The sequence below is a fragment of the Streptomyces sp. NPDC046557 genome (assembly GCF_040645975.1).
Taxonomy (GTDB): domain Bacteria; phylum Actinomycetota; class Actinomycetes; order Streptomycetales; family Streptomycetaceae; genus Streptomyces.
Map to the genome: position 1 here is coordinate 19,243 of NZ_JBEYZH010000010.1, position 14,235 is coordinate 33,477.

Annotated in this window: 11 protein-coding genes; 3 read left to right on the forward strand and 8 right to left on the reverse strand. The window is 72.1% G+C overall.

What is annotated here, in order from left to right:
• Positions 1-214: 214 nt before the first annotated feature.
• From pstS to mshD, 4 genes are all read right to left on the reverse strand, one after another.
• Positions 215-1,354: a phosphate ABC transporter substrate-binding protein PstS gene (gene pstS / locus ABZ934_RS19155; RefSeq protein ID WP_361314409.1), complete on the reverse strand. Its 1,140-nt coding sequence runs from the start codon at positions 1,352-1,354 to the stop codon at positions 215-217.
• Positions 1,355-1,977: 623 nt separating this feature from the next.
• Positions 1,978-2,898: a CHAD domain-containing protein gene (locus ABZ934_RS19160; RefSeq protein WP_361314411.1), complete on the reverse strand. Its 921-nt coding sequence runs from the start codon at positions 2,896-2,898 to the stop codon at positions 1,978-1,980.
• A 4-nt stretch (positions 2,899-2,902) separates the two neighbouring features.
• Positions 2,903-5,155 (reverse strand): RNA degradosome polyphosphate kinase, encoded by a 2,253-nt coding sequence (locus ABZ934_RS19165; RefSeq protein ID WP_361314414.1) that lies wholly within the window; start codon positions 5,153-5,155, stop codon positions 2,903-2,905.
• Positions 5,156-5,414: 259 nt separating this feature from the next.
• Positions 5,415-6,344 (reverse strand): mycothiol synthase, encoded by a 930-nt coding sequence (gene mshD / locus ABZ934_RS19170; RefSeq protein WP_361314416.1) that lies wholly within the window; start codon positions 6,342-6,344, stop codon positions 5,415-5,417.
• Between the two features lie 118 nt (positions 6,345-6,462).
• Between mshD and ABZ934_RS19175 the strand changes: the two genes are divergently transcribed.
• Positions 6,463-8,277 carry a bifunctional metallophosphatase/5'-nucleotidase gene (locus ABZ934_RS19175; protein WP_361314418.1) on the forward strand — a complete coding sequence of 605 codons (1,815 nt, stop codon included), beginning with the start codon at positions 6,463-6,465 and terminating at the stop codon, positions 8,275-8,277.
• Positions 8,278-8,352: 75 nt separating this feature from the next.
• Here ABZ934_RS19175 and ABZ934_RS19180 read toward each other — a convergent pair whose 3' ends face one another.
• Positions 8,353-9,135 (reverse strand): alpha/beta hydrolase, encoded by a 783-nt coding sequence (locus ABZ934_RS19180; protein ID WP_361314420.1) that lies wholly within the window; start codon positions 9,133-9,135, stop codon positions 8,353-8,355.
• 121 nt (positions 9,136-9,256) lie between these two features.
• Here ABZ934_RS19180 and ABZ934_RS19185 point away from each other — a divergent pair, with 121 nt between their 5' ends.
• Together ABZ934_RS19185 and ABZ934_RS19190 are read left to right on the forward strand one after the other, a co-directional pair.
• A complete protein-coding gene (locus ABZ934_RS19185; RefSeq protein WP_361314422.1) occupies positions 9,257-9,826 on the forward strand; it encodes a helix-turn-helix domain-containing protein in 570 nt (189 codons plus the stop codon).
• A gap of 77 nt (positions 9,827-9,903) precedes the next feature.
• Complete coding sequence (locus tag ABZ934_RS19190) at positions 9,904-10,845, forward strand: phosphatidylinositol-specific phospholipase C (RefSeq protein ID WP_361314425.1); 942 nt, start codon at positions 9,904-9,906, stop codon at positions 10,843-10,845.
• Here ABZ934_RS19190 and ABZ934_RS19195 read toward each other — a convergent pair.
• The 3 genes from ABZ934_RS19195 to ABZ934_RS19205 form a co-directional block, all read right to left on the reverse strand.
• Positions 10,825-12,264, reverse strand: coding sequence for a HAMP domain-containing sensor histidine kinase (locus ABZ934_RS19195; protein ID WP_361314427.1), 1,440 nt, complete (start codon positions 12,262-12,264; stop codon positions 10,825-10,827). The two genes, ABZ934_RS19190 and ABZ934_RS19195, sit on opposite strands and share 21 nt — an antisense overlap.
• Positions 12,261-13,016, reverse strand: coding sequence for a response regulator transcription factor (locus tag ABZ934_RS19200; RefSeq protein WP_361314429.1), 756 nt, complete (start codon positions 13,014-13,016; stop codon positions 12,261-12,263). Before ABZ934_RS19200 ends, ABZ934_RS19195 begins: the two co-directional genes overlap by 4 nt.
• A gap of 138 nt (positions 13,017-13,154) precedes the next feature.
• A complete protein-coding gene (locus ABZ934_RS19205; protein ID WP_361314431.1) occupies positions 13,155-14,180 on the reverse strand; it encodes a trypsin-like peptidase domain-containing protein in 1,026 nt (341 codons plus the stop codon).
• Between the last annotated feature and the right edge of the window lie 55 nt (positions 14,181-14,235).

Genomic DNA, 14,235 nt, shown 5'->3' on the forward strand with positions numbered 1-14,235 from the left:
GGGGCGGGCCCCCTGGCGGCGGTGCACCGGATCCTCCCCGGACCTCGTCCGGGGGTCCCCTCCACGGGTGGAGGGGAGGGGCCTCTGGGTGCGGTGTCCGGTCCGGACGGGGACCGGACACCGCACCCCGGGGCTCACGCGTCAGCGACTCACGTATGCGTGGCCCGCGCGGACGGCGACCCGCGCGGACGGGTCGCGCGTCCCGCGACAGGGCCTAGGACAGCGACTTGACGACTTCGCGGACCTTGGTGTTGATCTCGGCCGGGATCGGCGCGTAGCCGTTGTCGGAGAGGACCTTCTGGCCCGAGTCCGAGGCGGTGTAGGTCAGGAAGGACTTCACCGTGGGCAGGGTCTCCGCCTTGTTGCCCTTGTCGCAGACGACCTCGTACGTGACCAGGACGATCGGGTACGCGCCGTCGGCCTTGGTCGTGTAATCGAGCTTAAGCGCCAGGTCGGAGCCGGTCCCGGCGATCTTGGCGGCGGCGATGGCCTTGGAGGCGTTGTCGGCGGTGGCCTTCACCGGGGCGGGGGCGCCGGTGTTGATGTCGACCGTCTTGATGTTCTGCGAGGTGGCGTAGGAGAGCTCGAAGTAGCCGATCGCGCCGTCTACGGCCTTGACCTGGGAGGCGACACCGGCGGAGCCGGACGCGGCCTGGCCGCCGGGGGCCGGCCACTTCTTCGCGGCCTCGTAGGTCCACGCGTCGGGTGCGGTGGCCTTGAGGTACTTGCCGAGGTTCTCGGTGGTGCCGGAGTCCTCGGAGCGGTGGAACGCCTGGATGGCGGTGGAGGGAAGCGTGACGCCCGGGTTCAGCTTCTTGATCGCCTCGTCGTCCCACTTCTTGATCTTGTCGTTGAAGATCGAGGCGAGGGTCGGGGCGTCGAGGTTCAGCTTGTCCACGCCGGCGACGTTGAAGCCGATGGCGATGGGGCCGCCGACCATGGGCAGGTTGATGCCCTGGCCGCCGGTGCAGACCTTCTTCGACTCCTCGACCTGGTCGGGCTTCAGCGCGGAGTCCGAACCGGCGAAGCCGACGGTGCCCTGGTTGAAGGCGACGACGCCCTCGCCGGAGGAGGACGACTTGTAGTTGACCTCGACGCCGGAGCAGGCGGACATGTACGCCTTCACCCACAGGTCGACGGCGTTCTTCTGGGCGGAGGAGCCCGAGGCGAGCAGCTTGCCCTTGGCGTCGTCGCACTTGATGTCGCCGGCGGCCGGGGCGGACGCCTTGCCGCTCGCCGAGGAGTCGGCCTTGGTGTTGTTGTCCGAGCCGCACGCCGTGAGGACCAGGGCGCCGGATACGACGAGCGCCCCGAGGGCGGAGGCACGAAGCATGCTCTTGCGCTGAAGCTTCACTTTCGGGTGTTCCTTCCAGAAGCCGCCGGCCGCTTTCTGTGTCGGGGCGGCGTGCGAAGAGGACTGCGGGGTGGTGGTGGTGCGGGCCGGGGGCGGGCCCGGGTTCGGCTCGCACCTTGCGCTACTGAAATTAGGCAAAACAGGTGACGCGGTCGACGGGGGTTGGTGAACGGGGGGTGAACCGTGGCGGACGGCCCGGTGCGGTTGGGGGGATTTGTACCTGGACGTAACGGTACGTTACCCGCACGTTATGCCGTCGTGACCTTGTCCTGGCCGTCGGGGTGGGGGTGTGGGTGGCCGGAACTCGCCGGTCCGGCGCCGTTGCCGGGGGGCCGCCCGGGGCTCCGGCGCCTCAAACGCCGGCGGGGCTGGGATGGTGGCCGGGTGCGGCGCCGTTGTGCGAGCGGCCCCGGCTGCGCCGGGCTGTGCGTGTATCCGCCCCGCGCCCCGCGCCTCAAGCGCGGGCGGGGCTGGATTGGGCCGGACCCGGTGGGTGGCCCCGGGCCCCCGCGCCTCAAGCGCGGGCGCGGGCCCGGTGGGCGGGTGCGGCGTCCGCCGGACGGAGTTCAGCGCAGCCCGCCGAAGCGCGGGAGGGCCGCCAGGGCCGAGTGGTGCGAGGGTGCTCAGAAAGGGGCCAGGCACTCGAAGGCGTGGCGGGCCGCGTCGACCGCGTGGCGTTGGTCCGCGTGGAGGACGCCCAGGGCGTAGGCCGTCGTCGGGGCGATGCGTGGGGTCCGGGCCGCCGTCGCGGAGGCGGCCGCGGCTTCCGACGCCTCTCGGTGGCGGTCCAGGGCCTCGCCGGCGGCCACCAGGCGGGCCACTTCCCCACCCAGCGCCTCCCGCGCGTACCGGTGCACCCGCAGCAGCCGCCGTACCTCGTGCCACGCGCCGTCGTCCTGCGCGGAGTACGGCGAGTGCCGCGGCGGCAGCGCCGCCACCGCCGCGTCCACCCGGGCCCGCGCCACATCGGCCAACGGTACGAGTACGTCCTCGACCCGCCCCCGCGCCGCGACCGGGTCCAGCGGCACCTCCGATGCGAGGACCGCCACCGCGTCCGCGACCGCGTGGAAGCGGGAGGAGCCCAGCGCGGACAGGGTCGTCGAGTGGGCCCGCGTCCGTGCCAGGGTGAGCTGCCGCTCCAGCAGCGCGCCGGCCCGCGCGGAGCCCACCGTCAGGGACCCGGCGCCACCGCGCGGCGCGGGGACCTCCGCGGCGCCCGAGAGCCGGTGCAGGGCTTCCATCAGCCGTGCCAGCCGGGCGGCGTGCGCGTGCTCGTCGGCCAGGGTCGAGGACAGCCACACCAGCTCGGTGCGCAGCCCGTCCGCCCAGGAGGACTCCGCGACGGCGCGGAAGGTGGTCAGGGAGGAGGCGATGCGGCGCGCGGCCCCCCGCAGGCCGAGCGCCGCGTCGCCCTCCTCTGCGGGACCGGCTCCGCCCGCCGCGCCCTCGTCGTGCAGGCGCAGCGCGCGCAGGAAGGCGGTGGCCTGGGAGCGCAGGTAGGCGCCGAGCACATCGCCCGCCGTCCCGGTCCCGGTCCCCGTCATAAGGTCATGGTTTGGCTGAGCCACGCCGGCGCCTCCGGGCGTCTATGAGCGTCTCCTGTACGTGCCGCAGCGACTGGCCTTCGGAGTCGGTGCTGTGCCGGGTCCATTCGCCGTCCGGCCCCAGGTGCCAGGAGGCGGTGTCGTCGGACATCCCGGTTTCCAGCAGCCGGTCCAGTGCCGCGCGGTGGGCCGGGTCGGTGACCCTGACCAGTGCCTCGATGCGGCGGTCGAGGTTGCGGTGCATCATGTCGGCGCTGCCGATCCACACCTCGGGTTCGCCGCCGTTGCCGAAGGCGAAGACCCGGGAGTGTTCCAGGAAGCGGCCGAGGATCGAGCGGACCCGGATGTTCTCCGACAGCCCGGGGACCCCGGGTCGTACGGCGCAGATGCCGCGGACCCAGATGTCCACGGGCACGCCTGCCTGGGCGGCCCGGTAGAGGGCGTCGATGAGGGCCTCGTCGACGATGGAGTTCATCTTGAGCCGGACGTACGCGGGCCGGCCGGCCCGGTGGTGGTCGGCTTCCTTGTCGATGCGGGCGATGAGCCCGTCCCGCAGCGACTTGGGCGCGGTCAGCAGCCGGCGGTAGGTCTCGCGCCGTGAGTATCCGGACAGCCTGTTGAAGAGGTCGGAGAGGTCCGCGCCGACCTGCGGGTCGGCGGTCAGGAGGCCGAGGTCCTCGTAGAGCCGGGCGGTCTTGGGGTGGTAGTTGCCGGTGCCGACGTGCGAGTAGCGGCGGAGTTGGTCGCCCTCCTGGCGGACGACGAGCGACAGCTTGCAGTGGGTCTTGAGGCCGACGAGGCCGTAGACGACGTGGCAGCCGGACTCCTCCAGCTTGCGTGCCCACTTGATGTTGGCCTGTTCGTCGAACCGGGCCTTGATCTCGACGAGGACGAGGACCTGCTTGCCGGATTCGGCGGCGTCGATGAGGGCGTCGACTATCGGGGAGTCGCCGGAGGTCCGGTACAGCGTCTGCTTGATCGCGAGGACGTCCGGGTCGGCGGCGGCCTGTTCCAGGAACGCCTGGACGGAGGTGGAGAAGGAGTCGTACGGGTGGTGCAGCAGGACGTCCCGTTCGCGCAGCGCCGCGAAGATGTCGGGCGCGGACGCTGACTCCACCTCGGCGAGGTCGCGGTGGGTGCCGGCGATGAACTTCGGGTACTTGAGCTCGGGCCGGTCCAGGGAGGAGATCCCGAAGAGGGCGGTGAGGTCCAGCGGCCCGGGCAGCGGGTACACCTCGGCCGCGGTGACCTTGAGCTCCTGTACCAGCAGGTCGAGGACGCCGGGGTCGATGGACTCCTCGACCTCCAGGCGCACGGGCGGCCCGAAGCGGCGCCGCATGAGTTCCTTCTCCAGGGCCTGGAGGAGGTTCTCGGCGTCGTCCTCCTCGACTTCGAGGTCCTCGTTGCGGGTGACGCGGAACATGTGGTGCGCGAGCACCTCCATGCCGGGGAAGAGCTCCTCCAGGTGCGCGGCGATGACGTCCTCCAGCGGCACGTAGCGCTGCGGCGATGCCTCCAGGAAGCGCGAGAGCAGCGGCGGGACCTTGACGCGGGCGAAGTGGCGGTGGCCGCTGACGGGGTTGCGCACGACGACGGCCAGGTTCAGGGAGAGGCCGGAGATGTACGGGAAGGGGTGCGCGGGGTCCACGGCCAGCGGGGTGAGCACCGGGAAGATGTGGTTGCGGAACAGGGTGAAGAGCCGGGCCTGCTCCTTCTCGGTGAGGTCGGGCCACCGGATGAGGTGGATGCCCTCCTCGGCGAGCTGTGGGGCGATGTCCTGCTGGTAGCAGGCGGCGTGCCGGGCCATGAGTTCGCGCGAGCGGGTCCAGATCTGGTCCAGCACTTCGCGGGGCTGGAGGCCGGAGGCCGAACGAGTGGCGACGCCGGTCGCGATGCGGCGCTTGAGGCCGGCGACGCGGACCATGAAGAACTCGTCCAGGTTGCTCGCGAAGATCGCGAGGAAGTTCGCGCGTTCCAGCAGCGGGGTGGCCGGGTCCTCGGCGAGCTCCAGGACCCGCTCGTTGAAGGCGAGCCAGCTGCGCTCCCGGTCGAGGAACCGCCCGGCGGGCAGCTCGTCGCCGTCCTTGCCGTCGTAGGCGTCCGGGTCGGAGTCGAGATCGGGCGCGAGATCCGGCGCGAGATCGACGTGGGGGCGGTGCGCGGCTATGGAGCCGATGCGCGCCTTCGCCGCGGGGGACGTGTGAGACGGGTGCTGGGCGGGGACCTCGGTGGGGCCTGCGCTGGGCTGGTGGCTCATGACTCCATTCTTCCGCGCGAGCGGAAGGACAGGCGCGTCGGACGGGTCGGCCGTCAGTCGGAGTCGGGGGTGCATGGGGGGAGACTGGCAAGCGCTGCTTAATGCGCGGTGAATGGCGCATGGCTTCCCGGGTCCGCCTGGCGCACGAGTACGTCGCCGGTCGCGCGCGGCGCCGTATCGCGTCCGACGGCGTCCGCCCCGGCGTGCGGTACGGGCCCCGGGCGCGGGGCCCGTACCGCGTGCGCCGGCTCGGCTCGGCTCAGCTCTCGGTGCGGTACATCAGGTCCACCTCGTGGGTGGTGAAGCCGAGGCCCTCGTAGACGGCCAGGGCGGCCGGGTTGTCGGCGTCGACGTACAGCATGGCGGTGGGCAGGCCGGCCTCGGCGAGGTGGCGCAGGCCGATCGCGGTGAGGGCCTTGCCGAGGCCGCCGCCCTGGGCGCCGGGGCGGACGCCGACGACGTAGACCTCGCCGAGCCGCTCGTCGGCGTGGACCTTCGTCCAGTGGAAGCCGATCAGCTCGCCGTCGCGTTCGGCGAGGAAGAAGCCCTTGGGGTCGAACCAGGGCTGTGACGTCCGGTCGTCGAGGTCCCGCTGGGTCAGGGAGCCCTGTTCGGGGTGGTGGGCGAAGGCGGCGGCGTTGGCGGCGAGCCAGGCCGCGTCGTCGGCGCCGGGGACGAACGTGCGGACGGTGACGCCGGGGGGCAGGACCGCCTCGGGCAGCGGCGGCGCGTCGGGACCGAGGGGGCGGCGCAGCTGGCGCAGTTCGCGGAACAGGGTGAGGCCGAGTACCTGAGCGAGGTGGCGGGCGGCGGACTTGCCGCCGTGCGCCCATACGCGGATCCGCTTGCCGGAGGCGGCGAGCAGGGCGGAGCCGAGGGCGCGGCCGTGGCCGCGGCCGCGCAGTGAGGGGTCCACGACGAGTTCGGCGGCGGGGGCCTCCACCGGGTCGGTGTCCTCCAGTTGCCCGTATCCGGCGAGCCGTCCCTTGTCGGTGAGGAGGAAGTGCCGGATGCCCTCGCGGCGTCCGCCGCGGAGTTGGAGCCGGCCCTGTTCGGACACGGCGGTGGTGCCGTCGCTCCGCGCCGCGTCCGCGATCAGGGCGAGTACGGCGTCGGCCTGTTCCTCCGTCAGTTCGTCGAGGATCTCAATCTGCCGTCCCGGCTCAAGGGCCGCTGCTGCGTCAGTCATGACTCCACGGTACGACCGCAACCTGCCCGTAACCGATTAGGGCCTGACACGCTACGCGCGTTGACCTTAGGCTTCGGCGGACCTCCCAAGTTGTATCGCTGTCCACAAAGGGGACCAAATGTCAGCGACGCCACAACGGCACCGCCGCTCCCGCCGGTTGGCCTTCTCCGCCCTCGCGCTCACGGCCGGGGCCGGCGCGATGGTCGCCGCCGCACTGCCGGCCGGTGCCGCCGCCGGTGGCGGTGCGGCCAAGAGCCGTACCGTCGACGTGCAGATGCTGTCGTTCAACGACCTCCACGGCACGCTGGAGCCCCCGCAGGGCTCGTCCGGCACCGTGAGCGAACGCCAGGCCGACGGCACGACCAAGGCCATACCCGCGGGTGGCATCGAGTACATGGCGACCGCGCTGCGTGAGGCCCGCAAGGGGCACGAGTACTCCGTCACCGCCGCGGCCGGTGACATGATCGGCGCCAGCCCGATGCTGTCCGGCATGTTCCACGACGAGCCGACGATCGAGGCGCTGAACAAGCTGAAGCTGGACGTCACCAGCGTCGGCAACCACGAGTTCGACGAGGGCAAGACCGAGCTTCGCCGGATGCGGTACGGCGGTTGTCACCCCGTCGACGGCTGTTTCGAGTACGGCAAGACCTTCGCTGGATCGGAGTTCCAGTACCTCGCGGCCAATGTGACGGACGAGAAGACCAAGCGTCCGCTGCTGTCGCCCACCTTCATCTGGAAGAAGGGGGACGTGAAGATCGGCTTCATCGGTGTGACCCTGGAGGGCACCCCGGACGTCGTGACCGCCGACGGGGTCAAGGGCCTCAAGTTCGGTGACGAGGTCGAGACGATCAACAAGTACGCCGACGAGCTGAACAAGCAGGGCGTGAAGTCGATCGTCGCGCTGATCCACGAGGGCGGTCTGCCCGCGAGCGGGGCGTACAACTACGACTGCGACGTGCCCGGCGCGGGCGCGGGCATCTCGGGTGCCATCGTCGACATCGCGAAGAACGTGGACCCGAAGGTCGACGCGCTGGTGACGGGCCACACCCACCAGGCGTACTCCTGCGACATCCCCGACCCGGCGGGCAACCCGCGCACGGTGACCTCGGCGGCCTCCTACGGCCGGCTGTTCACGGACACCACCCTCACCTACGACCGGCAGACCAAGGACATCGTCCGTACGCCGGCCGGCGCGCCGAAGCCCGTCCAGAAGATCGTCGGCCGCGACCTGCCGAAGGCCGGGGACATGACCGACCTGATCCGGCGCTGGAACGCGCTCGCGGCCCCGATCGCGAACCGCCCCGAGGGCTACATCTCGGCGGACGTGCCGGGCCGCGGTTCGGAGGCCCCGGAGAAGCCGCTCGGTGACCTGATCGCCGACGCGCAGTTGGAGGCGCTCGCGCCGGCCGACAAGGGCGGGGCCCAGCTCGCGATCATGAACCCGGGCGGAATCCGCGCGGACCTGGCCTACAAGGCCGCCGGGAGCGAGGGCGACGGGGTGGTGACGTACGGGGAGTCGTACACCGTCCAGCCGTTCACCAACATGATGAACGTGGTCGACCTGACCGGCGCCCAGCTCGTCACCGCGCTCCGGCAGCAGGTCTCCGGGCCGGTCAACGGGCCGAACCCGAAGATCCTCCAGGTTTCCAAGGGCTTCACCTACACCCTGGACATGACGAAGGCGGGCGCGGACCGCGTCGTCGTGGACTCGGTCAAGCTGAACGGCGCCGCGATCGACCCCGCGAAGACCTACCGGGTCGCGATGAACGAGTTCCTCGCGGGCGGCGGTGACGGCTTCACCGTCCTCAAGGAGCACACCAACAAGCTGGTCGGCGCGTCCGACCTGGACTGCTTCAACGCGTACCTGAACAAGTCCTCGGCGGCGGCCCCGATCGCCCCGCCGGCGGCGGACCGGATCACCGTCGTCAAGTAGTCGGTGAACGGGGCGGGTAGCCCCGGAGGGGCGGTGGGCCGGGCGGCCCGCCGCCCCTTTCTCGTCGTGGGGCGGTCACAGGGTGGCCAGGAACGTCCCGACGGCCTTGTGGAAGCCCTGCGGGTCGGTGAAGGGCACGAAGTGGTCGCCGTCCAGGGGGGCGTACGAGGTCCCGGGCCGCCGGGCGACCATCGCGTCGGCCTGCCCCTGCGGGAGCGACCGGCTGTGGGTGCCGTGGACGAGCAGGGCGGGGCAGTCGCTGCCGAGCCAGGCGTCCCAGTGGTCGCCGCGGCAGGACTCGACGGAGTCGAGCATGTCCTGAGGGTGGAAGGGGAGCCGCCGGCCGGCGCCGTCGGGGAGCGGGCGCAGGGCCTGCTCGACGAACCGGGCACCGACCGGTCCGGCCGCGTCGAGGAGTTCCTCGCGGGTGGGGGCGGTGTAGCGCATGGTGTGGAGGAAGGCCATCCATTCGTTCCCGCCGGGGTTGACCTCCACGCCGCAGTCGACGTCGATCAGCGCGCTGATCCGGCTCGGGTGGGCGGCGGCGAGGTGGATGGCGTTGAGGCCGCCGAGGGAGTAGCCGAGCACGGGTACGGGGGCGTCGAGTCCGAGGTGGTCCAGCAGGGCGACGGCGTCGGCGACGTAGCCCTCGCGCCGGTAGTGGGGGGCCCGGTCGGAGTCGCCGTGGCCGCGCTGGTCGGGGGCGATGACCCGCCAGTCGGCGCCGAGGGACTCGGCGAGGCCGGTGAAGGCGAGGGCCTCGGACATGCCGCCGTGGAGGGCGAGCAGGGGGCGGCCGGGGCCGCCGAAGTCCAGGTACGACAGGGTGCGGCCGTCGACGGTCAGCTCGTGGCGCATGGTTACCGCTCTCCTCGGGGCGTCCTGTGGTGACGGGTACGACCCTGCCAGGATTTGGGCGCTCGCGCAATACGTGCGTCTTGGGCGATTGCGCAATCGGCGGCGCGGCTACGATCCCGGCATGGGAAATCGCGAGGACCTGCTGGCCGGAGCGCGCCGCTGCCTGGAGGAGAAGGGGTACCTGCGCACCACCGTGCGCGACATCGCCTCCGCCTCGCGGGTGAGCATGGCGGCGATCGGCTACCACTTCGGCTCCCGCGAGGCCCTGCTCGATCAGGCGCTGTTCGCGGCCATGGACGAGTGGTCGGCGGCGGCCGGCCGGCTGGACGGACAGGGGGACACCGCCGCGGAGCGCTACGCCGACATGTGGGACCGCAAGATCGCGGACTTCGGCGAGACGCGCTGGCTGTGGATCGCCTCCATCGAGGCGTTCGTGCACGCGCAGTCCTCACCCGAGCTGCTCGCGACCCTGGCCGCCGCCCAGCGCGGTTCGCGCCGGATGGTCGCCGCCCACTGGCGGGGCCTGGCGGAGGAAGCGGTCTCGGAGGAGGACGTACGGGGCCTCGGGTCGGTGCACCTCGCGCTGCTCACCGGGGTGATGGTGCAGGCGCTGACCGACCCCCAGGAGGCGCCGAACGGGCGCGAGCTGGCCCAAGGGCTGCGTGCCATGGCCGAGTTGCTCGAAAGATGACCCGTACCGACGGGTAGTAAAGGCCGCTCCCGCACGCCATACTCCGGTCCGACCACTGGACCGGAGAAGGGGCGGGCATGGCACTGGATCGGCGGGCATTTCTCACGGGGGCGCTGGCGGCCGGGGCGGGCGCGGCGCTGACACTGGGCGCGGCGACCCCGGCCTCCGCCCGTACGGCCCCGGCCGCGGCGCGTGCCTTCGCCGGCCGTACCTTCTCCGCCCGTACGGCCGGCGCCGCGCTCGGCACCCAGGACTGGATGGCCGGCCTCGCCGACTCCACGCCCCTCCAGCGGATGACCATCCCCGGCACCCACGACTCCGGCGCCCGCCAGGGCGGCCTCTACGTCGCCTGCCAGAACACCTCGATCGCCGAACAGCTCGACTCCGGCATCCGGTTCCTCGATGTCCGCTGCCGGGTCACCGGCGGATCGTTCGCGATCCACCACGGCACCTTCTACCAGGGCCTGATGTTCGGCGACGTCCTCGTGGCCTGTCGGAACTTCCTCGCCGCGCACCCCTCCGAGACCGTGCTGATGCGCGTCAAGCAGGAGTACTCGACCGAGAGCGACGCGACCTTCCGGGTCGTCTTCGACGACTACCTCGACAACCGGGGCTGGCGCCCGCTGTTCCGGATCGCCGACGCCCTGCCCGGCTCGGTCGGCCAGGCGCGCGGGAAGGTGGTGCTGCTCGCCGACAACGGCGGGCTGCCCGGCCTGCGCTACGGCGACGGGAACGTCTTCGACATCCAGGACGACTACAACGCCGAGCCGTTCGCCAAACGCGGCAAGATCGAGGACCAGTTCCGCCGGGCCGTCCAACAGCCCGGCAAGCTGTTCGTGAACTACACCAGCACCTCCGCGTACATGCCCCCGCGCTGGAACTCCGACCGGCTCAACCCGCAGGTCCACGCCTTCGTCGACGGCGCCGAGACGGCGGGCCGCACCGGGCTCGGCATCGTCCCGATGGACTTTCCGGGCACCCGCGCCGGCCTGATCGCCTCACTGATCCGACACAACTGACGGGGTCCGAGCGGGCGGCGGGGTCGGCGCCCCCGGGATGCGGAGCACCGCCTCGGTGCCCGGCCCGCCGTCCGTCGGCGCCCGCAGCTCGGCGCTCCCGCCCGCCCGCTGCGCCGTACGCGCCACGATGGACAGACCGAGCCCGCTGCCGGGCAGGGCGCGTGCCGACGGGGAACGCCAGAACCGCTCGAAGACGTACGGGAGGTCATCGGCCGGGACACCGGGCCCGTGGTCCCGTACGGTCAGCTCGCCCGCCCGCAACGCCACCTCCACCACGCCGCCCGGCGGGCTGAACTTCACCGCGTTGTCCAGCAGGTTGACCACCGCCCGCTCCAGCGCGGCCGCCTCGCCCCGTACGTACCAGGGCCGCAGCTCGGAGCCGAAGGTCAGGTCGGGGCCGCGCAGCCGGGCCCGGGACAGCGCCGTCTCCGCGATGTCGTGCAGGGCCACCACCTCCAGCCGTACGTGGGCCGCGGCGTCCGGCCGGGACAGCTCCTGGAGGTCGCCGATCAGCGCGGCCAGCTCCGTCATCTGCGCCTTGACCGAGGCCAGCAGCTCCTTGCGGTCCTGCGGCGGGATGGCCCGGCCGGTCTCCTCGCTGCGCGCGAGCAGTTCGACGTTGGTGCGGAGCGAGGTCAACGGGGTGCGCAGCTCGTGCCCGGCGTCCGCGATGAGCTGGGCCTGGCGGTCGCGGGAGGAGGCGAGGGCCGCCGTCATCGAGTTGAAGGACCGCGACAGGCGGGCGATCTCGTCGTCGCCGTCGTCGGGGATCCTCACGGTCAGGTCCTCGGTGCGCGCGATGTGCTCGACCGCGCCGGTCAGTTCGTCGACCGGCCGCAGACCGGTCCGGGCCACCCACAGCCCGGCCACGCCCGCGCCGACGACACCGACGCCGGAGACGAACAGCAGCACCCAGGCCAAAGTGGACAGCGGCCTGTCGATGTCGGCGAGCGGCTTGGCGACCGAGATGGCGACGGTGCCGCCCACCGGCCCGCTGACGTTCACCGGCTGCGTGTAGACCCGTACCGGGGTGCCTTCGGTGGTACGGCCGTCGTACAGCACGGCCCCGCGCCGGCCCTGGGCGACCTGGAGGTCGTACCCGGTCACCGGGAGGGTGTTCTTGCCGTCCACCCAGCACCGGCCGCCCGAGGGCAGGACGATCTGCACCTGTGCGCTCAGGTTGTTGACGACGGCGCCCGGCACCTTCTCGCGGCAGCCGACCTCGGACAGCGTCTGGTTGGCCTGCGCGCTGGCGTTGGTGGAGCGCAGGGAGCTGTCGAGCTGGTCGCTCAGCTGGGTACGGACCATGAACCAGCTGACGACGGCGACGGCCGCCACGGCGACCGCCACCGCCACGGTCACCAACAGGGCCAACCGGGAGCGCAGCGGCAGGCCGCGGAACCGGGCGACCGGGCTCATTCCGGTCCGCTCTCGCCCGCGCGCAGTACGTACCCCACGCCGCGCACGGTGTGCACCAGGCGCGGCTCGCCGCCGGCCTCGGTCTTGCGGCGCAGGTACATCACGTACACGTCGAGGGAGTTGGAGCTGGGCTCGAAGTCGAATCCCCAGACCGTCTTCAGGATCTGCTCGCGGGTCAGGACCTGGCGGGGGTGGGAGAGGAACATCTCCAGCAGCGTGAACTCGGTACGGGTCAGTTCCACGGGGCGGCCGGCGCGGGTGACCTCGCGGGTGGTGAGGTCCATGCGCAGGTCGCCGAAGGTCAGGGTGTGCTCGGGTTGTGCGCTGCCGGGCGCGGGCGCGGGGGCGGCGTAGGCGCTGCGGCGCAGCAGGGCGCGGACCCGGGCGAAGAGCTCGTCGAGCTCGAAGGGTTTGACGAGGTAGTCGTCGGCGCCCGCGTCGAGGCCGGTGACGCGGTCGCCGACGGTGTCGCGGGCGGTCAGCATCAGGATGGGAGTGGTGCTGCCGGAGGCGCGCAGCCGGCGGGCCGCGGTGAGACCGTCCATGCGCGGCATCTGGATGTCCAGGACGATCAGGTCGGGGGCGTACGCGGCCGCCTTGTCGAGGGCGTCGAGCCCGTCGACGGCGGTCTTTGCCGCGTACCCCTCGAAGGCCAGGCTGCGGCGCAGGGCCTCGCGGACGGCCGGCTCGTCGTCGACGACGAGGACGCGCTGGGGGTCGCCTTCGGCGCTTCCGGCAGTCGTTGCGGCCATGGTCGGTCCCCCAGGGTGGTGGTCGGTCGGTGGTGCGGCGGCTTCCCCAGGCTAGGGGGTGTCAGAAGGATCAGGGTCGGACGGCCAGGCGGCCGGGCCCGGCCCTGATCCGTCAGACACCCCCTCGGGCCAGGAGCGTCAGAAGGAGTTCAGGCCGCTGTCGCCGCCGCTGTCGGCACCGGTGCCGTTGCTGTTGCCGGTTCCGTTGTCGGTGCCGGTGCCGCCCTGGCGGAGCGAGGACAGCTCGCCCTTGATCGTGTTGACCGGGATGGCGAAGCCGAGGCCGACGCTGCCGGCGCCGGCACTGTCCGCCGAGGGGGAGTAGATCGCGGAGGGCATCCCGACGATCTCGCCGTTCATGTTGACGAGGGCCCCGCCGGAGTTGCCCGGGTTGAGGGAGGCGTCGGTCTGGATGGCCTTGTACGAAGTGGTGTTCTTGCCGGTGCCACCGTTGAACTGCTGACCGTCGTAGGAGAAGGGCCAGCCTCCGCCGCCCTGGCGGCGCTGGGGGGTCTGCTGCTCCTCGGACTTCGGGACGCTCACGTCGCGGTTCAGCGCCGAGACGATACCGCTGGTGACGGTGCCGGTGAGACGGTCGGGGGAGCCGATGGCGACGACCTGGTCGCCGACGCGGAGGTTGTCGGAGTTGCCGAGCTTCGCGGCCTTGAGGCCGGAGGCGCCCTGGAGCTTGATGAGGGCCAGGTCCTTGGCGGGGTCGGTGCCCAGGGTCTTGGCGGCGTACTTCTTGCCGTCGCTCGTCGTCACCTGGATCTCGGTGGCGCCGCTGACGACGTGGTTGTTGGTGACGATCTCGCCGTCGGCGGTGAGGAGGATGCCGGAGCCGGTGCCCTGGCCGGAGCCGGTGCTGGTGTCGATCCGGACGACGGAGGGGCTGACCTGTTCGGCGACGCCGGCGACCGTGCCGGTGCTGGACTGCGAGACGTTGGTGCCGGAGATGCCGGCGGCGCCGGTGCCGTGCTGTACGAGCAGCTCCTCGACGGCGGCGGCGGTCCCGCCGCCGATGAGGGCTGCGGCGATCGCCACGGCGGCGAGCAGTGCGACGGGCCGCCGCGCCCTGGGCGGCGCGGGGGCTGCCGCCGGGGGGTACGCGGGGGGCGGGGGGTACTCGTGGTACTCGCCTTCGCGGCGGAAGCTGTCGGTCATGTCTGCACTGTGTCCCGTGATCATGAGAGCAATCTGAGTCCCGGCTGAGAAGCCC

Bases quoted from the DNA above. Each gene is read 5' to 3' on its own strand.
- ABZ934_RS19160 (WP_361314411.1), bottom strand. From the start codon at position 2,898: ATGACGGGGACCGGGACCGGGACGGCGGGCGATGTGCTCGGCGCCTAC.
- ABZ934_RS19165 (WP_361314414.1), bottom strand. From the start codon at position 5,155: ATGAGCCACCAGCCCAGCGCAGGCCCCACCGAGGTCCCCGCCCAGCAC.
- mshD (WP_361314416.1), bottom strand. From the start codon at position 6,344: ATGACTGACGCAGCAGCGGCCCTTGAGCCGGGACGGCAGATTGAGATC.
- ABZ934_RS19175 (WP_361314418.1), top strand. From the start codon at position 6,463: ATGTCAGCGACGCCACAACGGCACCGCCGCTCCCGCCGGTTGGCCTTC.
- ABZ934_RS19180 (WP_361314420.1), bottom strand. From the start codon at position 9,135: ATGCGCCACGAGCTGACCGTCGACGGCCGCACCCTGTCGTACCTGGAC.
- ABZ934_RS19185 (WP_361314422.1), top strand. From the start codon at position 9,257: ATGGGAAATCGCGAGGACCTGCTGGCCGGAGCGCGCCGCTGCCTGGAG.
- ABZ934_RS19190 (WP_361314425.1), top strand. From the start codon at position 9,904: ATGGCACTGGATCGGCGGGCATTTCTCACGGGGGCGCTGGCGGCCGGG.
- ABZ934_RS19195 (WP_361314427.1), bottom strand. From the start codon at position 12,264: ATGAGCCCGGTCGCCCGGTTCCGCGGCCTGCCGCTGCGCTCCCGGTTG.
- ABZ934_RS19200 (WP_361314429.1), bottom strand. From the start codon at position 13,016: ATGGCCGCAACGACTGCCGGAAGCGCCGAAGGCGACCCCCAGCGCGTC.
- ABZ934_RS19205 (WP_361314431.1), bottom strand. From the start codon at position 14,180: ATGACCGACAGCTTCCGCCGCGAAGGCGAGTACCACGAGTACCCCCCG.